Origin of the sequence: Sinomonas cellulolyticus (genome assembly GCF_014656475.1) — a bacterium.
GTDB lineage: Bacteria > Actinomycetota > Actinomycetes > Actinomycetales > Micrococcaceae > Sinomonas > Sinomonas cellulolyticus.
Window position 1 is genome coordinate 215,720 of the sequence record NZ_BNCM01000006.1, and the last position, 18,104, is coordinate 233,823.

Below are 18,104 nucleotides of genomic sequence, written 5' to 3' on the forward strand. Positions count from 1 at the left end.
CCGAGGGACGGTTGTGCGGAGGTGCCGCCGCCAGCCGAGCCCTAACGCCCCAGGTCCGCCGGCGAGAAGCTCCACAGCTCCGCCGAGACGCCCACCGGGCGCTGCCGCTGCTCGCCTGAGGGGGCGTCACCGGACGCCGCGTCACTCCGGGCAGCGCCAGCGTGGGCAGCGCCACCCTCGGACCCGGCGCCGTGGGCGCCCTCGGCAGGCGCCCCCTCGGCAGGCCGCCCGTGGCCCTGCCCGAACGAGGCGGAGTTCTTCCAGGCCTCGAAGCTCTCCTCGTCTGCCCAGCGGGTCACCACGAGCCAGACGTTGCGCCCGTCGGTGGGCTGCAGCAGCTCGAAGCCCTCGAACCCGGGGACGCCGTCCACGGCTCCGGCCCTCGCGGCGAAGCGGCGGGCGAGCTCGTCGCCGGAGTCGGCGGGGACGGTGATGGCGTTGATCTTCACGATGCTCATGCGCCGATCCTCGCAGGCCACGCTGGCTGTCGCCTGAACATGACGGGCCCCGTGGCACCACGGCGAACGGCTACGCTTGGTCCGGACCGTGTCATGGGGGCGCGGCCGCACGGCGAAGGGGACCACCGTGGATTTCATGACCGGGCCGCTCAGATCACGCGTCGCAGGACAGGCCGTCATGGTCGAGACGCTCCGGCTCCAGTCCGGGACCCCGCGACGCCGCGGCCTCGCCCGGCTCTTCGGCGCGAACCCTCTCACCCCGGAGGCCCGCAGCTGGTACGCCGGCGCTGTGGGGGAGATGCGGGTGGCCCGCGCTCTGGCGAAGCTGGGACCCGAGTGGCACGTCCTGCACTCGATCCCCGTGGGCACGCGGGGCGCGGACATCGACCACGTCGTGATCGGCCCGGGCGGGGTCTTCACCCTGAACACCAAGAACCATGCAGGCAAGGACATCTGGGTGGCCGGCAGTGTGCTCATGGTCAACGGCCAGCACCAGCGCTACCTCCGCAATTCGGCCCATGAGGCGGCCAGAGCGGCGAAGCTCCTCAGCGCTGCGGCGGGACGGAACGTGCCGGTGCGCGGCGTCGTCGTGCTCGTGGCGCCGCGGAAGGTGACCGTCCGGCGCTTCGCGGAGGGCGCCGCCGTCGTGACCGACGCGCAGCTGCGCCGCTGGCTGGCCAAGCAGGCCAAGGCCCTTGAGGCGCACGACGCCGATGCGCTGGCCGCCGTCGCCGCGGAGCCTTCCACGTGGGGCCACGAGGCTCCGGCCGACGACCCTTCCGCCACGCGGATGTCCTTCGGCGCGCTGCACACCGAGGTGATGCGCGCGCAGGGGCGCCGGCTCGCGTGGGCTGCCGGCGCTGCGCTCACCCTGCTCGGGACCGCCGCCGGCGCATGGCTGCGATAGCCCAGCCCGCACCCCAGGGCAGCGCAGCGTCGCCGCAACGTCGCGTCGTTAGACTCGGCTCAGCACACGACGCGAAGGAGCATCGATGACCACGTGGCGGATCAGGGACTTCCACCCGTCGGACCTGGACGGGATCCTGCACCTGTGGACCGCCATGACGGACTCCGGGATCGAGCCGGTCTACTCGCTGTCCGAGGTCCTCGCCAGCTGCCAGAAGGACGTCGCGGTGGTTGCGCTGCACGGCGAGGACGTTGTGGGGGCCGCCGTGGGCCGGGCCGCACACGAGCAGGGCTGGATCGTGTTCCTGGCCACCCTGCCGGAGTGGCGCTCGAGGGGCATCGGCACCGCCCTGCTCGCGGCCCTCGAGAACCGCATGGCGCCGCTGGGCCTCACGAAGCTGTCCGCGCTCATGCCGGACACCGAGACCCGGCTCGAGGCGTTCCTCTCACGCGGCTTCAAGGACGTGCAGAACCTGCGGTTCTTCGAGCGCCAGATCCCGGTGCAGCGCACGGAGCTCGAGCCCCTCGCCCAGCTGGGCGGCCGGGTGCTCCCGCGTGACCTGTGGGACAGGGTCGCGGGCATGAAGCGGGAGAAGCAGCTGCTCGAGCGGCGGCTCGTGCTCCCACTGGCCCGGGCCGAGCTCGCGGACGAGTTCGGTGTGGTGCCGCCGCGCGCCGTCGTGCTCTTCGGGCCTCCCGGGACGGGCAAGACGACGTTCGCCAAGGCCATCGCGTCCCGGCTCGAGTGGCCCTTCGTGGAGGTGTTCCCCTCGCGGCTGGCCGGTGACGCGGAGGGCCTCGCGGGGGCGCTGCGCCGCACGTTCACCGAGATCGCGGAGCTCGAGCATGCGGTCGTCTTCCTGGACGAGGTCGAGGAGATCGCCTCGCACCGCGCCGGGGACCCGCCGAGTCCCAACCAGGGCGTCACGAACGAGCTGCTGAAGATCATCCCGGCCTTCCGCGAGCAGTCGGGCCGGCTCCTCGTGTGCGCGACCAACTTCATCCGTGCCCTCGACTCGGCGTTCCTGCGCCACGGCCGCTTCGACTACGTGATCCCCATCGGCCTGCCCGATGCGGAGGCCCGCCGGTCGATGTGGGAGCGCTTCATCCCCGAGGCGGTGCTGCCCGACGTGGACGTCGAGGCTCTCGTGGAGCGCACGGAGGGCTTCTCGCCGGCGGACATCGAGTTCGCCGCGCGTTCGGCGTCGCAGCGGGCGCTCGAGAAGGCCGTGTACGCGGTAGGCGCGGAGGGGGCCGCCGCGGCCGACGGCGCGTCCCCGGCCCCAGCGGGAGCCCTCGGCCGCCGCGGACCCACCACAGAGGACTACCTCGAGGCGATCGGGGAGACGAAGACGACCGTGAGCGAGGAGGTCGCCGCGGCGTTCCTCGAGGACATCGAGGAGCTGGCCCGGGCCTGACGCGACGGGTGCCCGATGTGATTTGCACCCCGCGCGCGTGGGAGAGTGGTCCCATGACCGCGCAGCACCACGCCGTCGAGAGCACCGCTGAGAGCACCGCCCCCGAGAATGCCCAGTCCGGGCCGTCCGCCACCTGCACCCCGGCGTCCCCGCGCCTCAAGCCCCTGTTCCATGTGGCGCAGCGCGTCGCCCAGGGGTGGAATGACCTGCGGACGCGGCAGGCGCGCCGGGGCGACTACGTGGCCCAGGTGGTCGCGTACCAGGGATACGGTTCCACGAGGCGCGTGCGGGTCCTGGGCCGGATCATGTACTCGCGCCCCGGCCTCCACGGCTCGGCGGACGCGTTCAACAACTTCCGCGGCTGGGTCTCCTTCACCTCGGTGCCGATCCAGCACGCCGAGGTGACGGTCGAGATCGGGGCGAGCCGCGCCGTCGTGCGTGCGGACGGTGGCGGCGTGGTGGACGCGCTGGTGGACGTGGAGCTCGAGCCGGGGTGGCACGAGGTGCGGATGAGCGCGGACGGCGCCGAACCTTCGACCGCCCACGTGCGGATCGTGGAGCCGGGGGCGCGGTTCGGGATCGTCTCCGACATCGACGACACCGTCATGGTCACCGCCCTGCCCCGCCCGTTCCTGGCGCTGTGGAACACGTTCGTGCTCAGCGAGCGGGCCCGCACCCCCACCGCGGGGATGGCGGTGCTGCTGGACCGGCTCGCGGCGGAACACCCGGAGGCGCCGGTCGTGTACCTCTCGACGGGTCCGTGGAACGCGGCGCCGACCCTGCAGCGCTTCCTGGGCCGCAACCTGTACCCGGCGGGCCCGCTGCTGCTCACCGACTGGGGCATGACGCCGGAGCGCTGGTTCCGCTCGGGCCGGCAGCACAAGCAGGAGAACCTCGCCCGGCTCGCGGCGGAGTTCCCGGGCATCCGCTGGCTCCTGATCGGCGACAACGGCCAGCACGACGAGTCGATCTACGCCGAGTTCGCTGCCGAGCACCCCGCCTCGGTGGCCGCGGTGGCCATCCGGCAGCTCTCGCCGGGGCAGGCGGTGTTCTCGGGCGGCACCACGCACGACGGCGCGTCGGCCGCCCCTCGCCCGGATGCCCCCTGGGCGTCGGCGCCGGACGGGGCAGGGCTGGCCGCGCAGCTCGAGAAGGCCGGGGTGCTGTAGGGGCGCTCTGGCGTCCACCCTGCCGTCGTGGGGCGAGGCGATCGCCCCACCCCTTGTTTTCCCACCCCGCCTCGGGGGAAGAATGGCCCATGGTCGTCCTCGTGAGGTCCCTCGAAACCGCTGTCCCCGGTACGGTGCTCAAGCAGCCCGAGGCGCGGGACGTGTTCGCCGCCCAGGAGGGGCTGACCCGGCTGGGACAGCGCCTCGTCAAGACGTGCTTCGACGCCGCGGCGATCGACACGCGCTACTCCGCCGTCGCCGAGTTCTCGTGGGACCGGCCCGACCATGACCCGGACTTCTTCGACTCGTCCACGGGCACGCTGCTGAATCCCAGCACGAAGACCCGCAATGACCTCTTTGTCCGGGAAGCCACGCCGCTCTTCACGGAGACGGCGCGGCGCGCCCTGGACGCCGCGGACGGCATCAACGCGGGAGACGTGACCCATGTGGTCACCGTCTCCTGCACAGGGTTCTTCAACCCGGGCCCGGACTACCGCGTGGTCAGGGACCTCGGCCTGAACCCCTCGGTGCAGCGGTTCCACCTCGGCTTCATGGGGTGCTACGCCGCGTTCCCCGCGCTCCGCATGGCCAAGGCGTTCTGCGACGCGGATCCGGACGCGGTGGTGCTCGTGGCGATCGTCGAGCTCTGCTCTCTCCACGTGCGCAGCTCCAATGACCCGGACACGATCCTCGGCGCCTCCCTGTTCGCCGACGGCGCCGCGGCCGCGGTCATCACCGCCCGGGACCTCCCGCTCACCCGTCCCGCGCTGAGCCTGGACGCGTTCGAGACGACCCTCACCCCGGTCGGCGAGGAGACCATGGCGTGGAACATCGGCGACCAGGGCTTCGAGATGGTCCTCGGCACCTACGTCCCGCACATCATCGATGACCACATCACCGGCGCCCTCGCACCCCTCCTCGCCCGGGAGCCCGCGCTCGCGGGCCGCCCGCACGCCGACATCGAGCACTGGGCCATCCACCCCGGCGGCCGCAGCATCGTGGACAAGGTCGCTGCGCGCCTCGGGCTCTCGGAGGCGCAGACCGCGCCCGCATACGACACGCTCCGGGAGTTCGGAAACATGTCCAGCGCCACGGTGATGTTCGTGCTCGAGCGGATTCTGGGGCTGGGCCAGACCGACGGGGCGGAGGCGCGCGACGGCGCCGGGCAGGCGCGCGACGGCGCCGGGCAGGCGCGCGACGGCGCCGGGCAGGAGCCGCCGCGAACCGGGGCCGAACGCGTGTGCGCGATGGCCTTCGGCCCGGGCCTGACGGTCGAGACAGCCCTCATGACGCGCCTGCTCCCCTGAGGCGGGCGTGGAACAGCCCGGAGGTTCCGCCGAGCACGACGCGGTGGTGGTGGGCGGCGGACCGGTCGGCCTGTGCTTCGGGGTGCTGCTCGCGCAGGCCGGGGCAAACGTCGTGGTCCTTGAGGCACGGCCTGAGCGGGCCAAGCACACGCGCGCCATCGGGATCCACCCGCCGGGCCTCCGCGTCCTCCGCCGTGCCGGGGTCGCGGACGTGCTGTTGGCGGAGGGTGTCCAGATTGCTGAAGGAGTCGCCAGATCTCATGGGGCGGGGCGCACACGGGAAGTAGCACGCCTGTGCTTCGATCCGCCGGTGCTGGCCGTGCCCCAGTGGCAGACGGAGGAGGCGCTCGAGGCCCGGCTGGCCGAGATCGCACCCGGCGCACTGCGCCGCGGTGTGCGCGCGGTGCGGGTGGAGCAAGCGGACGGCGGCGCCGTCGTGCACTGCGCGGACGGGGAGGGGACCAGCACTGGGTTCTCCGGGCGCTGGGTGGTCGCGGCCGACGGCGCGCGGTCCCCGATGCGCGGGGCCCTCGGTGCACAGCATCACGTGCCGACCCGCTCGCGTGCGCTCCCTGACGCGTACCTCATGGGCGACTTCGCGGACACGACGGGTGACGGCGCCCTGGCCGTCCTGCACCTCGAGGCGGCCGGGATCGTCGAGTCGTTCCCGCTGCCCGGCGGCGTGCGGCGATGGGTCGCTCACGTGGACGAGGCCGTCGTCGACCCGTCCGCCCGCGACCTCGCCCGGCTCCTCGGCGAGCGGTGCGGGGCGGAGGTGGACGCGGCGTCGTGCTCGATGCTCAGCGCGTTCACCGTGACCGAGCGGCTGGCGGCCGGGATGCTCGCGGGGCGAGTGGTCCTCGCGGGGGACGCGGCGCACGAGGTCAGCCCGATCGGTGGCCAGGGCATGACGCTCGGGTGGCTCGATGCCGAGGCCTTCGCCCCGCTCATCGCCGCCGACGCGCTGGGCGGCGCACCCGCCGGGAACGGACCCGCGTGGCCAGAGCTGTGGGCCGCGGCCGAGAGGGAACGGCTTGCCGCGGCGCGCCTCGCGGCACGGCAGGCCCGCCTCAACATGGCCCTCGGGAGGGCGCTCCCGCCCCGGCTGATGGCAGCGCGCAACGCGGCGTTCCGCGCCCTCTACCGCGCTCCCTGGGTGGGCGGCCGGACGGCGGCACGATTCACGATGCAGGCCTGATCCTCCGCCCCGCACCCCGGCACTCCGCCCGGCACCCCGTTCGCGAAATGTTGGGTTGAGCAGGGTCCGAGCTCATCGGACCCTGCTCAACCCAACATTTCCGGGAAGGCCCGGGGGAGGCCAGGAGTGAGTCGGGGTCAAGAACCCACGGCTCGCGTGGGAGCGCTTGCGGGCTGAACGCCGCGAGGGCCTCGCGGACCGACCCCGGCAGCCCCAGCGAGCCCAGCAGGAGCGCCGTCACGCGCTCGGCCGGCACCCCCGCCGCCGCGAGCCCGGCGAGCGTCACGGCGCCGTCGCGCTTCGCGAGCCGCCGCCCCGCCGGATTGAGCACGAGCGGCACGTGCGCGTACTCGGGCACCCGGGCGCCGAGCAGTCCCGCCAGGTACGCCTGGCGCGGAGCGGAGGGCAGGAGATCGTCGCCGCGGACCACTTGGTCGATGCCCTGCGCGGCGTCGTCCACCACCACCGCGAGGTTGTACGCGACGACCCCGTCGTTGCGGCGAAGCACGAAGTCGTCCACGAGCCCCGCATAGCGGCCGTGCAGAACGTCAGTGACCGTCCATTCGGTGACCCCGGCCCGGAGGCGGACCGCCGCCGGCCGCTCCGCGCGGCGTCGTGCGCGCTCCGCCGCGGTGAGGTCGCGGCACGTCCCCGGGTACGCCCCCTGCGGCGCGTGGGGAGCGCTCGGCGCCTCCTGGATCTCGCGGCGCGTGCAGTAGCACTCGTAGGTGAGCCCCGCCGCCGTGAGCCGCCCGATCGCCTCCTCGTAGAGGGCGGTGCGCTCGGTCTGGCGGACCACCTTGCCGTCCCAGTCGAGGCCGACGGCGGCGAGGTCCCTCAGCTGGACCTCCTCGGCGCCCGCCCGGGCCCGGTCCAGGTCCTCGACGCGCAGCAGGAAGCGGCGCCCGGTGGAGCGCGCGAAGAGCCACGCGAGGAGCGCCGTGCGCAGGTTGCCCACGTGCAGCTCGCCCGAGGGGCTCGGGGCGAAGCGGCCGACGCCAGAGGTCATGCGGACAAGGCTAACCGGGTCACGCTGCAGCCAGCGCCTTCTTCACCATCGGGACGACCTCTGCGGCGAACAGTTCGACCGACTCGGCCGTCTCGGCGAACGGCAGCGTCCCGAGTCCAACCTGCGCCATGAACCGGCTCGTGCCCAGGGCCTCGTGGGTGGCGATGATGCGCTCGGCGACCTCCGCAGGGCTGCCCACGAGCAGGCCGCCGCCGGGGCCGGCCCACGCATCGAAGTGCTCGCGAGGGAAGGTTCCGGCCGGGCGAGGCATGTTCTGTTCGATGTACGCCGCGTAGTGCGGGTAGAAGGTGTCCCGGGCCTCCTGCGAGGTGCGCGCAACGTAGAAGTGGCTCCCCGTTCCGACCGCGAGGGACGACGCCGGGTGGCCGGCCTGGGCGCCGGCCGTGCGGTAGAGCTCCACGAGCCGCAGGAAGTGCTGGTGCCCGGAGAGCAGGGCGAGGAAGAGCGGGACGCCGGCCTGCCCGGCCCGCACGAAGCTCGAGGGGGTGCCGCCCACGCCGCGCCAGATCGGCAGACGCTCCTGCACGGGGCGCGGGGCGATCGCGGCGTCGTGCAGCGCGTGGTGGCCGCGGCGGCGGCCGTCCGCGGGCCACGTCACGTTCGCCTGCTCGCGCATCTGCAGGAGCAGCTCGAGCTTGTCCTCGAACAGGGCATCGTACTCGGCGGGGTCATAGCCGAAGAGCGGGAAGGACTCGGGGAAGACTCCGCGGCCGGCGATGATCTCGGCGCGGCCGCCCGAGACGATGTCCAGCGTGGCGAACTGTTCGAACACCCGGGCGGGGTCTTGGGTGGACAGCACCGTCACGGCCGTGGTGAGGCGGATGCGCTGCGTCTCGCGGGCGATGGCCGCGAGGACGATCTCGGGTGCGGAGAACGCGAAGTCGTGCCGGTGGTGCTCGCCGAGGCCGATGACGTCCAGCCCCTCCTCGTCGGCGAGCTTGGCCAGCCGGATCGTCTCGTCGATGCGCTGGGCGGCTGGGCGCGGAGTGCCGGAGGGGTCCCGCGTGAGTTCGCCGAAGGTGAAGATGCCGAAGTCCATGACTAGTTGAACATTCAAGTATGCGTCGGCATTCCCCAATGATGAGAGTGAACGCAAGAGGGCCGGCCTCGCGGGAGGCCGGTCCTGGGGAGGAGAACTACATGACGCTCCAGGTGCCTGGGACGTCGATGGTGGTGTGGTTCGTCGAGTCAGTGATGCTGAGGTTGCTCCATCCGGCGCTGAACAGAGTTGTCGTCTGGCCTGGAGGGCAGACCAGATGGCTCAGGATGTCCTGCATCGATGGTGCTGGAATGGTCAGGCTCTCGACAACATTGCCGCCGGCATTTGCGGGGAAGACGCCGCTGGCGGAGCCGGTTTCCGAGAAGGCGGACTTGTTCGCGGCCTTCGGATGGTTCGAACCGCCGTTGACGCAGCCGAGGACGAAGGAGAACGTCGCCGAAGTGGAGACGCTGACCGACGCTCCGGCCCCGACTCCAGCCTCCTTGAAGTTCACTTGGAGGTCGTTGCCGACGAGCTGTGGCGTGACGTAGACAAAATGCGGATTCCCGTTGGGAGTCTTCGCAGCGCCGGCGGGCGAGGCAATGGCAAAGACGGCCAACAGGACAGCGGCGAGCACGGAGAAGATCTTGCTGAGTTTCATGGGGGACTTCTTACGAGTGCGAAGGTAAGGGGGCCTCCCCAGCCAAGGCCGATGCGGGGCTGGCCCCCAGCCGCCTTCCGCTGCCGCTCCCATTGTAGTCCCGCGCCTGTCTCCCGAGGCAGGGCGCAGGCGGCAGATCACCCTGAGGACGGCGGCGCGAACCGTGCCGCGAGCTCCTCGCGCACCTGAGCGAGGTGCGACGGCGTGGCCGCGAGCGCGGCGGGGATGGGCGGCGTCGGGGGTGCCGAGACGCCGTGGAGCGGGTCGTCGGTGCGGGGAGCCGAGAGCGTGAGGGCGGCGCCGACGTCGGGCGCTGCGGCATCCCGGCGGGTCAGGGGCGGGACCCCGAACCGGCGCTCGACCGTGGCGAGGATGCTCGTGTGGTCGAGCGGCGCCGAGCCCGCGGGCACGCGGAACACCGTTCCGGCCGGAATGAGCGGGCTCACGAGGACGGTGGGGACCCGCGGGCCGAAGCGGGTGAAGTCGAAGCCGAACTCGCCAGGGGAGGAGTCCGGCGGGGTGGCGCCCGAGGGCGGGGGCACGTGGTCGTAGCAGCCCCCGTGCTCGTCGTAGGTGATGATCAGCAGGGTCTTGTCCCACGCCGGCCCGGAGCGCAGGGCCCGGTAGGTGTCGAGGATGAGCTGTTCTCCGGCGGCCATGCTGTAGTTGGGATGCTGGCTGTTGCCCGTGGAGCTCCAGCTCGGCTCGAGGAACGCGAAGGCAGGGAGCCTGCCCGCCGCCGCGTCCGTCTGGAAGTCCTTGAAGAGCCCGATGTTCGCCGCGGGCGCCTTCTGCGTGTCGGGGAAGTTGAGCCGCGTGAGCGGGGGCTTGCTGTACCCGTAGATCTTCCAGGCGAGCCCGTGCTGCCCGAGGGTCCCGAAGATGCTGGGCACGGTGTACGACTTCGTCACGTCGTCCATGTGGCCCTGGCTCGTTCCCGCGCACGTGAAGGCACGGTTGGGCATGGTCTCGGTGGGGACCGAGCTGAACCAGTGGTCGCAGACCGCGAAGCCGCGGGCCAGCCCGCTGAGTACCGGCAGCGTCTCAGGGGCGAAGCACCCCATGATCCAGCCCGGCGCCGTGCCCGGGACCACGTACCACTTCTTGGCCTGGTTGTCCTTGATGGCCTGGGCGTAGTCCGCCACGAACCCGGTCATCGTCGGGACGGCGTCCGGTGCGGGGTGCATGGTGCCGAAGAGCTGGTTGTTGGCCTTGGCGAAGCCCTCGCCCGGATCGGCGCCGGGCATGAAGTAGGCGTCCGGAGTTCCGGGGGTGATGGGGTAGACGGATACCGGGTTGCCGTCCGGGCCCGGGCAGCTTTCCGATCCGGTGAGGCCCTCGAACGGCGCTCCGCTCGGCGAGACGTTCCCGGAGGAATGGTAGAGGTATCCGAGCAGGTGGTCGAACGAGCGGTTCTCGAGCATCAGGACCACGATGTGGTCCACGCCCGCGAGTCCCGGAGCCATGGCCGATCCTTCCGCCGGGCGGCACTGGAGTCTGACGAGGACAGGCTAAGCCCCAGGCCCCAGGGGCACCATGCGGCAGGCGAAAGGATGGCGATCCCACGCCCTATGCTTGGTATCCGTGACGGAACCCCGCTGGCTCACTGCGCAGGAGAGAAGGGCGTGGCTCGCCCTGCTGAGCGTCAACACCCTCCTGCCTGCCGCCCTCGACGCGCATCTGACGCAGCTGAACAAGCTGTCCCTCTTCGACTACAACGTGCTGGCCATGCTCTCGGAGGCCGAGGGCCGCATGCTGCCCATGAAGGAGCTGGCCTCGCGCACCTCGGCGTCGCTCTCCCGGCTCTCCCACGTGGTGACCAAGCTGCAGGCGCGCGGCTGGATCGACCGCCAGCCCTCGCCCGACGACGCCCGCGTCACCACCGCGCACCTCACCGATGCCGGCTGGGAGACGATCGCGGACCTCGCTCCCGAGCACGTGGAGCGGGTCCGCCAGCTCGTGTTCGACGCCCTCGAGCCCGAGGACGTGGCGTCCCTCGCTGAGATCGGCGAGAAGGTGGTCGGCAGGCTGCAGCACGACAGCTGGATCTTCCGCGATCCCGCGCGCGCCGAGAGCGTGCCGTCGGAGGTGAGAGCGCCGTCGGCGGAGAGGGCGCCGTCGGAGGCAGAGACGCTCGCGCACGACGGCGGGTCGGCACGGTGAGCGGCGAGTTCACCACGCGCTTCGTGGCCCTGGGCGACTCCTTCACGGAGGGCGTGGGGGACCCGGACCCGGCCCGTCCCAACGGGGTTCGCGGCTGGGCCGACCGGGTCGCGGAGCAGCTCCAGCGGGCCGACCCGCACGCTGGCTACGCCAACCTCGCCATCCGGGGCCGCAAGGTGCGGGCGATCCTCGCCGAGCAGGTGGAACCCGCCCTCGCCCTTCGGCCCACGATCGTGACCCTGTACGCGGGCGCGAACGACATCCTGCGGCCCAAGGTGGACATTGACGGCCTCCTCGTCCAGTACGACGAGGCCGTGGCGCGCCTTGTCGACTCCGGCGCGAAGGTCCTGCTGTTCACGGGCTTCGACGCTGGCAGCTCCAAGGTGTTCGGCGCCATGCGGGGCCGCACCGCGATCTACAACGAGCAGGTCCGCTGGATCGCCGACCGCCATGGCGCGACCATCGTCGACTACTGGCGGTTCCACGAGTTCCAGGACTGGCGCATGTGGGACGTGGACCGCATGCACATGTCCTCGCTCGGCCACGCGACCATGGCGAATCGGGTGCTCGGCGTCCTCGAGCACGAGGGCGTGGCCGAGGTTCCCGACGTGCCGCCCCTGCCGGTGCTGAGCCGGGTGGAACAGGCGCGTGCCAACGCGCTGTGGGTGCGTGAGTTCGCAGGGCCCTGGGTCATGCGCCGCCTTACCGGGCGATCCTCGGGCGACGGACTGAGCCCGAAGTACCCGGAGCTCGTCCGGCTCTGAGCCCCGCAGCCCGATAGACTCGCGGCATTCACCGTCACGCCGCACGGGAGGCCTTCCATGAGCGCGTCAGACCCGGACTGGGAAGATGGGGGCGACCAGCTTCCGGCCCCGCGCCGAGAAGGAGGCCGCGAGCTGTCCTCGGGGGTCAAGCCGCTCCTCGTGCTGGGGAAGATCCGCGGCATCCTCGATGCCTTCTCGCTCTCGCGCCCTGCGCTCTCGCTCTCGGAGATCCACGCTGCGACCGGGTATCCCGCCTCGACCGTGCAGCGGCTCGTGGCGAACCTCGTGGCCGAGGAGTTCCTGGACCGGGAAGGCGACAGGGTGCGCATCGGCGTGAGGTTCGCCTACTGGGCGGCGCCCGCCACCCGCGGCCTCGACGCCCTCGAGATCATCAAGCCCGTGCTGGAGGAGCTCCGGAACGAGACCGGCGAGACGGTGGCCCTCTTCCGGCTGGAGGGCGACGTGCGCGTCTGCGTTGCGATGGCGGAGACGCGCCACGCGCTCCGGCGCGAGATGCACGTCGGGAAGATCCTGCCCCTGCACGCCGGCTCGGCCGGCCGCGTGCTCATGGCGTGGGATCCACGTGCGGAGCAGGCCGCCCTCTCGTCGGGGCTCGAACGGCTCACCGAGCACACGATCACCGATCCTGCTTGGCTGCACGGCGACGTCGAGCAGACGCGCCGCGACGGCTATTCCGTCACCTCGGATGAGCGCGACGAGGGTGCTACCGGGCTCGCGGCCCCCGTCTTCGACTCCATGGGGGATCTTGTGGGGGCACTGAGCGTCAGCGGTCCGTCCCTCCGCGTGACCCCGGAGAAGTGCCGCGAGTGGGCGGACCCCCTTGTGGCGGCGGCGGAGCAGGCAACCCGGTTGCTGGGGGGTCGCTTGCCGAGGTAGGCCTTCAGGACGCTGGCCTACGCCGCGCTCGTGGCGCGGAATCCGGGGGTGGCGAGCAGTGCGCCGTCGTGCGCCACCGTCAGCACGTCCACGTCCCAGCGGGAGGTGACCGCGTCGAGGGTGGGCCGGCCGCCGGCGACGATCGCGGTGGCCAGGACGTCCGCGGTCACGATGTCTGTGGCGGCGACGCTCACCTGGACGAACTCGGGGCGTCCCGTGCGGCGCGGCCCGCGCACGCCGGCGGTCCAGATGTGGTCCCCGCGCTCGGCCGAGCCGGAGGTCGCCAGCGCGAGGCGCCGCTCCCCGAGCGGGTAGGCGCTCAGCAGCGTGCGGCGGTCGGCCGCGTCGACGATGCCCGCGAGCCACGGCGCCGCAACCCCTTCTGCGCCCGTGCGTCGCGCCGGGGAGGGGGCGGCCGACGGCGAGGGGGAACCGGAGACGAGCACGTCGCCGCCCGCGTTGAGGCACCAGTCCGCCAGCCCGAGCGCGGCCAGAGACCGCCCGGCCTCCGCAATCGCGTACCCCTTGACGAGTCCGCTGAGGTCCAGGGCGCCGTCGGGACGCTCCGGCGTGAAGGCGCCGTCGGTGCGGCGCCGCCACCGCACCGCGTCCGCGTAGAGGTCCCGCATGAGGGCGCTCGAGTCCATGAGGGCAAGCTCGCCCCGGGCGATCCGGCTCGCCTCGGAGGCCGGCCGGAACAGGCTGAACTGGGCGTCGAGGGCGCGGAACTGCTCCTCGACGACCGCAACCGCCGCCTCGAAACGCGCGTCCTCCGCCGCGCCCGCAGCATCCCCATCCGCGGCGTCCGCGTCCGCGCGGCCGCGGGGAACCGTGAGGCTGACGACCGTGCCCATGCATTCGAAGGTGCGGGCCCGCAGCTCAGAGGTGGGCTGCATCGAGGGCTGCCTGGAGCGAGGTGAGGTACGCGTCCGAGGTGATCGTCGCGCCGCTGACCGTCTGGACGTTCGCCGACTGTGCCTGCAGGACCTCGCTGCGCAGGATCGGCGCCGCCTGCGCGCTGATCATCTGCGACCGCCGTTCCGCGTCGGTCAGGTGCAGGGCCGTCACGTCGGTGATCTTGCCGTTCCGCACGGTGATCTGCACCTGGACGTTGCCGAACCGGGTCGAGACCGACTGCCCGGCAAAGGTGCCCGAGGCGGTCGACGAGCCGGAGCTGCTGCCGGACGTGCTGCCTGAGCTGTTGCCGGACGCGCTGTGGGAGGAGGAACCGGCCGCCGCCCCGGAGGTGGTGCCGGTGCCGGTGCCGGTCGTGGCGCTGGTCGGAGTGGCCGCCTGGGCCTCAAGGGTGTGCGCGCCGGCCTGCCAGCCGACCGCCAGGATGCCGAGGGAGGCCAGGGAGGCCGAGACAGCTGCTCGTGTTCTCACCAGTCGAACCTTTCGCTGTGGAGCTGGGACTCGTGAGCGCCCGCGGCCTTCGCGTCCTCGAGGACCGCCTCGGTCCAGTCGCGGGGGCCGCACACGTAGACATCGGATTCGGCGAGCTGGGGGGCTCCGGCCGGGAGATAGTCGGCCAGGTGCAGGCCGGTCTGGTGCCGAGGCAGCCAGGAGGAGGATCCACGGGCGCGGTGCCCCACGAGCTCGTAGAGCACGGCCCCCCGCTCGCGGCAGAGGCTGGCGATCTCGCTGCGCAGGTACAGCCCGTTCTCGGCACTCGCCCGCAGGATCACCGTGGCGTCCCCCGGGGCGAACTCGGCCCGCTCGAGGAGTGCGCGGATCGGCGTGATGCCGATACCCGAGCCCACGAGGACGAGGCCGGGACGCGTGCGGGACGCGTGGGCAAAGGCGCCGTAGGGGCCGGCGATCGCCACCTTCGTCCCGGGGCGCAGGCGCATGAGGCCGGCGCTGCCGCGGCCCAGATTCCTCACCGTGATGCGCAGGGAGGTCCCCCGGGGCTCGGCCGAGAGGCTGAACGGGTGCGAGTGCCACCACAGGCCCGGAGCGAGGAAGCGCCACTGGAAGAAGCGGCCGCCGTCGCCGGTCAGCTCGCTCAGGTGCAGCCCGGTCATCTCGATGCTCACGACTCCGCGCGCCTCCTCGACCACGCGCGTCACCGTGAGCTGGTGGCGCCACGTGCGGGCCACCGGTGCCACGACGCGGAAGGCGACGAGCGCCACTACGACGCCCCAGTAGAACACCTCCCAGTACAGGCGCTGCCACTGGCCCTGGGCGAACAGGCCGCCCACGCTGAACTGGTGGGGAATCGCGGCAAGGACCGCGGCGTAGGTGAGGAGGTGGATGCCGTACCAGAACTCGTAGGGCATCCTGCGCCGGACGGCAACGAGGGAGGTCACGACGACGGCGATGAACAGCACGATCGAGAGGAAGCCCAGCTGCATGTCGGAACCGAGGGCCCACAGGGCGCCCACCTCTGCGATGGGGTTGATGCCCTCCGCGGCGCCATATCCGAGGAGCAGGAACACCATGTGCGCGAGGATCAGGTACAGCGCCGGCTTGCCCAGACTGCCGTGGACCGCCATGGCACGGTCGTGGCCGACGGCCCGGTCGATCCACGGCAGGCGTGCCGCGAGGAGGAGCATCACGAGGACGAGGTCGGTGCCGATGAGGCCCGCGACCACGCCGATGGCGGTGAGGGCCTGGGGCACGGTGCCGAACTGCCCGGCCGCGCCGTCCGCAAGGTAGAGCGCGACGGCGGCAGCCGCCGAGCCCCACGCCGCGACCGTGAGCAGGTCGGCGCCGAGCAGACGGCGGCGTCCCCGCGCCGCGAGCTCCCTGCCGAGGGCCTGCCGCCGGTAGACCGGTGGCAGGGCCTGGGTGGGTGGTTGGGGAGAGGGGAGTGTCGCCGTCATGGCTCTACTCTCCCCAGTCAGCCTGTCGTTTTGCTGTGGTGGGGCTTGCCGCCAACCCTGCATCCGTTGAAATGTCAACCGAGGCGCGGGGCGGAGCCCTCAGGGCCTACTTTCCCGTGAAGACGGCGCTCCGCTTCTCGAGGAACGCAGTGGTGCCCTCGCGCATGTCCTGGGTGGTGAACGCCTCCCGGAACGCGTCCGCCTCGATCTCCAGGCCCTTCGCGGTGCTCCGTCCCGTCGCACCCGCGATCGACTGCTTGGCGAGTCCGACGGCGAGCGGCGCCTTCGCCGCGATCTCGCCGATGGTGGCGCGTGCTGCCGCGAACAGCTCGTCGCGGTCTGCCAGGACCCGGTTGGCGAGGCCGAGGCGGAGCGCCTCGGCCGCGTCGATCTGCCGGCCCGTGTAGATGAGCTCCCGGGCGGGACCGAGTCCCACCCGCTGGGGGAGCCGGACGGAGCCGCCGAATCCGGGCACGAGGCCCAGGTTGACCTCCGGCTGCCCGAACCTGGCGGCCTCGGAGGCATAGATGAAGTCGCACGCGAGGGCGAGCTCGCAGCCCCCGCCGAGGGCGAAGCCGTCCACGGCCGCGATGACCGGCACGGGGAGCTTCTCGATGAGCAGCGTCACCCCGTGCATCGAGCGGCCGTACTCGGACGCGGTGTCCGGGTCCATCGAGGACATCTGCCGGATGTCGGCCCCGGCCACGAAGGCCTTGCCGCCGGCGCCGGTGACGATGACCCCGCGGACCGGCCACCCGGCGTCGTGCGTGCAGGAATCCTGGATCGCGGTGAAGGCCTTCCACAGGTCCGACACGACCTCGCGGGAGAGGGCGTTGAGGGCCTTGGGCCGGTTCACCGTCAGCGTGAGGACGCCGTCCGTGAGGTCCAGCTCGAGCGTCTCGTAGGTGCCGGGGTCAAAGTTCGTCGCGGTCATGGTCACGTCCTCGCCGTCGATGGGTGGGCCACTGTGCTGCTGCTCTCACGCTAGCGGGTGGGCCCGCTGCTGTGAAACTGAGTCTCAGGCCGGTCTCACCTTGCGTTGTACAGCCTCCGGGCGGCGAGCAGTCCGATGAGGGAGATGACCGCCACGGCCATGTAGTAGAAGCTCGGGGCGCTGAGGGCGCCGGTGAGGTCCAGGAGCCAGGTGAGGACCAGGGGCGCGAGGCCGCCCAGGAGCGTGACGCCCACGTTGTAGGCCACGCCGACCCCGGTGGTGCGCACGTTGGTCGGGAAGATCTCGGTCAGGAGCGTGGGCAGCGGCCCGAAGTAGACGGCGCACAGGATGCCGAGGACTCCGATGACGAGGATGAACACCGGCAGCGACGGCGCGGCGATGATCAGCTGGAACAGCGGCCACGCGAGGACGAACGCGGCCACGGCGGCCCACAGCATGAGGCGTGCGGGGCCGACCTTGTCCGCCAGCCTGCCCATGAGCGGCGTCACCACGAGGATGACGAGGCCGGCCACCACACCGCCCAGGTAGGCGGCGCTCGCGGTGACATGCAGGCTCTTCACCGCGAAGGTGGGCATGTACAGGATGAGGTAGATCGAGATGGTCGCCACGCCGATGCTCGCCGATGCCGCCAGGAGCCGCCCGAGGTGGGTGGTGAAGATGGCCCGGATCGGCCCTGCGTGCTTCTCAGCGGCGGTGAATTCCTCCGTCTCGGCCAGCTTCGCCCGGATGTACAGGCCCACGGGGCCGATGAAGATGCCCACGATGAAGGGGATCCGCCAGCCCCACGAGTAGAGAGCGTCCTTGGAGAGCCAGTTGAACAGCGCGAAGCCGAAGGCCGAGGCGAGGAACATCGAGATGCCCTGCGCTGCAACCTGCCAGGAGGCGTAGTAGGCCTTGCGGTGGGGTGCCGTCTCGACGAGGAACGTGGTGGCCGTGCCGAACTCGCCGCCGGCGGAAAAGCCCTGGATCAGGCGCGAGACGAGGATGATGATCCCAGCCCACGTCCCGACGAGCGAGTAGGTCGGAGCGAGCGCCATGATCAGCGTGCCGACCATCATGAGGGTCAGCGTGAGGGTCAGCGCGCCCTTGCGGCCGTGCCGGTCCGCGTACGAGCCGAGGAACATCCCGCCCAAGGGCCGGATGAGGTAGGAGATCGCGAAGGTCGCGAACGTGAGGATGAGCCCGAGCGTGCTGTCGCCCTCGGGGAAGAAGTTCTGGGCGATGATGATCGCGAACGAGGCGTAGACGATGATGTCGAACCACTCGAGGGCGGCACCGATCGAGCTGCTGACGACCGCCCTGCGGGCGGCCGCGAGCCGTTCCGGGGTAACCGCCGCTGCGGCGGGCTGTGCGGACATGGGGACTCCTTCG

Annotated in this window: 17 protein-coding genes and 1 pseudogene; 8 read left to right on the forward strand and 10 right to left on the reverse strand. The window is 71.9% G+C overall.

From position 1 onward, the window contains the following. Nucleotides 1–41 precede the first annotated feature (41 nt). Nucleotides 42–458 (reverse strand): antibiotic biosynthesis monooxygenase family protein, encoded by a 417-nt coding sequence (locus IE231_RS18500; RefSeq protein WP_189693783.1) that lies wholly within the window; start codon nucleotides 456–458, stop codon nucleotides 42–44. A 136-nt stretch (nucleotides 459–594) separates the two neighbouring features. On the opposite strand from IE231_RS18500, the gene IE231_RS09935 reads away from it, so the two are divergent. The 5 genes from IE231_RS09935 (at nucleotide 595) to IE231_RS09955 (ending at nucleotide 6,456) form a co-directional block, all read left to right on the forward strand. Next, nucleotides 595–1,365 carry a nuclease-related domain-containing protein gene (locus IE231_RS09935; protein ID WP_229866684.1) on the forward strand — a complete coding sequence of 257 codons (771 nt, stop codon included), beginning with the start codon at nucleotides 595–597 and terminating at the stop codon, nucleotides 1,363–1,365. Nucleotides 1,366–1,450: 85 nt separating this feature from the next. After that, nucleotides 1,451–2,782 carry an ATP-binding protein gene (locus IE231_RS09940; RefSeq protein WP_189693785.1) on the forward strand — a complete coding sequence of 444 codons (1,332 nt, stop codon included), beginning with the start codon at nucleotides 1,451–1,453 and terminating at the stop codon, nucleotides 2,780–2,782. 53 nt (nucleotides 2,783–2,835) lie between these two features. After that, on the forward strand, nucleotides 2,836–3,951 hold the full coding sequence (locus IE231_RS09945; RefSeq protein ID WP_189693786.1) for an App1 family protein phosphatidate phosphatase: 1,116 nt from the start codon (nucleotides 2,836–2,838) through the stop codon (nucleotides 3,949–3,951). Between the two features lie 89 nt (nucleotides 3,952–4,040). Beyond that, nucleotides 4,041–5,258: a type III polyketide synthase gene (locus tag IE231_RS09950; RefSeq protein ID WP_189693787.1), complete on the forward strand. Its 1,218-nt coding sequence runs from the start codon at nucleotides 4,041–4,043 to the stop codon at nucleotides 5,256–5,258. A gap of 7 nt (nucleotides 5,259–5,265) precedes the next feature. Then, on the forward strand, nucleotides 5,266–6,456 hold the full coding sequence (locus IE231_RS09955; RefSeq protein WP_189693788.1) for an FAD-dependent oxidoreductase: 1,191 nt from the start codon (nucleotides 5,266–5,268) through the stop codon (nucleotides 6,454–6,456). Here IE231_RS09955 and gluQRS read toward each other — a convergent pair. The 4 genes from gluQRS to IE231_RS09975 form a co-directional block, all read right to left on the reverse strand. Beyond that, nucleotides 6,440–7,465 carry a tRNA glutamyl-Q(34) synthetase GluQRS gene (gene gluQRS, locus IE231_RS09960; protein WP_189693789.1) on the reverse strand — a complete coding sequence of 342 codons (1,026 nt, stop codon included), beginning with the start codon at nucleotides 7,463–7,465 and terminating at the stop codon, nucleotides 6,440–6,442. The two genes, IE231_RS09955 and gluQRS, sit on opposite strands and share 17 nt — an antisense overlap. 19 nt (nucleotides 7,466–7,484) lie before the next feature. Then, on the reverse strand, nucleotides 7,485–8,525 hold the full coding sequence (locus IE231_RS09965; protein ID WP_189693790.1) for an LLM class flavin-dependent oxidoreductase: 1,041 nt from the start codon (nucleotides 8,523–8,525) through the stop codon (nucleotides 7,485–7,487). Between the two features lie 97 nt (nucleotides 8,526–8,622). Continuing rightward, a complete protein-coding gene (locus tag IE231_RS09970) occupies nucleotides 8,623–9,126 on the reverse strand; it encodes a hypothetical protein (RefSeq protein ID WP_189693791.1) in 504 nt (167 codons plus the stop codon). A gap of 137 nt (nucleotides 9,127–9,263) precedes the next feature. Continuing rightward, nucleotides 9,264–10,592 carry an alkaline phosphatase family protein gene (locus IE231_RS09975; protein ID WP_189693792.1) on the reverse strand — a complete coding sequence of 443 codons (1,329 nt, stop codon included), beginning with the start codon at nucleotides 10,590–10,592 and terminating at the stop codon, nucleotides 9,264–9,266. A gap of 118 nt (nucleotides 10,593–10,710) precedes the next feature. Between IE231_RS09975 and IE231_RS09980 the strand changes: the two are divergent. The 3 genes and pseudogenes from IE231_RS09980 to IE231_RS09990 all read left to right on the forward strand — a co-directional run. Further along, a pseudogene (locus IE231_RS09980) lies at nucleotides 10,711–11,184 on the forward strand (MarR family winged helix-turn-helix transcriptional regulator); the annotation flags it as partial. Nucleotides 11,185–11,285: 101 nt separating this feature from the next. Beyond that, nucleotides 11,286–12,053, forward strand: coding sequence for an SGNH/GDSL hydrolase family protein (locus IE231_RS09985; protein WP_229866652.1), 768 nt, complete (start codon nucleotides 11,286–11,288; stop codon nucleotides 12,051–12,053). Nucleotides 12,054–12,110: 57 nt separating this feature from the next. After that, nucleotides 12,111–12,950 carry an IclR family transcriptional regulator gene (locus tag IE231_RS09990; protein WP_189693794.1) on the forward strand — a complete coding sequence of 280 codons (840 nt, stop codon included), beginning with the start codon at nucleotides 12,111–12,113 and terminating at the stop codon, nucleotides 12,948–12,950. A 17-nt stretch (nucleotides 12,951–12,967) separates the two neighbouring features. Here the strand turns inward: IE231_RS09990 and IE231_RS09995 are convergent, their stop codons facing one another. The 5 genes from IE231_RS09995 to IE231_RS10015 all read right to left on the reverse strand — a co-directional run bounded on the left by IE231_RS09995 (nucleotide 12,968) and on the right by IE231_RS10015 (nucleotide 18,091). Then, complete coding sequence (locus IE231_RS09995) at nucleotides 12,968–13,846, reverse strand: FAD:protein FMN transferase (RefSeq protein WP_229866655.1); 879 nt, start codon at nucleotides 13,844–13,846, stop codon at nucleotides 12,968–12,970. Next, nucleotides 13,830–14,336, reverse strand: a complete 507-nt coding sequence (locus IE231_RS10000; RefSeq protein ID WP_189693795.1) for an FMN-binding protein — start codon at nucleotides 14,334–14,336, stop codon at nucleotides 13,830–13,832. The genes IE231_RS09995 and IE231_RS10000 overlap by 17 nt, the downstream gene beginning before the upstream one ends. Next, entirely contained in the window at nucleotides 14,333–15,778 is a 1,446-nt protein-coding gene (locus IE231_RS10005) for a ferredoxin reductase family protein (protein ID WP_189693796.1), read from the reverse strand. The genes IE231_RS10000 and IE231_RS10005 overlap by 4 nt, the downstream gene beginning before the upstream one ends. Before the next feature lie 106 nt (nucleotides 15,779–15,884). Beyond that, nucleotides 15,885–16,712 carry an enoyl-CoA hydratase/isomerase family protein gene (locus tag IE231_RS10010; RefSeq protein ID WP_189693797.1) on the reverse strand — a complete coding sequence of 276 codons (828 nt, stop codon included), beginning with the start codon at nucleotides 16,710–16,712 and terminating at the stop codon, nucleotides 15,885–15,887. A 95-nt stretch (nucleotides 16,713–16,807) separates the two neighbouring features. Beyond that, on the reverse strand, nucleotides 16,808–18,091 hold the full coding sequence (locus IE231_RS10015) for an MFS transporter (protein ID WP_189693798.1): 1,284 nt from the start codon (nucleotides 18,089–18,091) through the stop codon (nucleotides 16,808–16,810). Nucleotides 18,092–18,104: the final 13 nt, after the last annotated feature.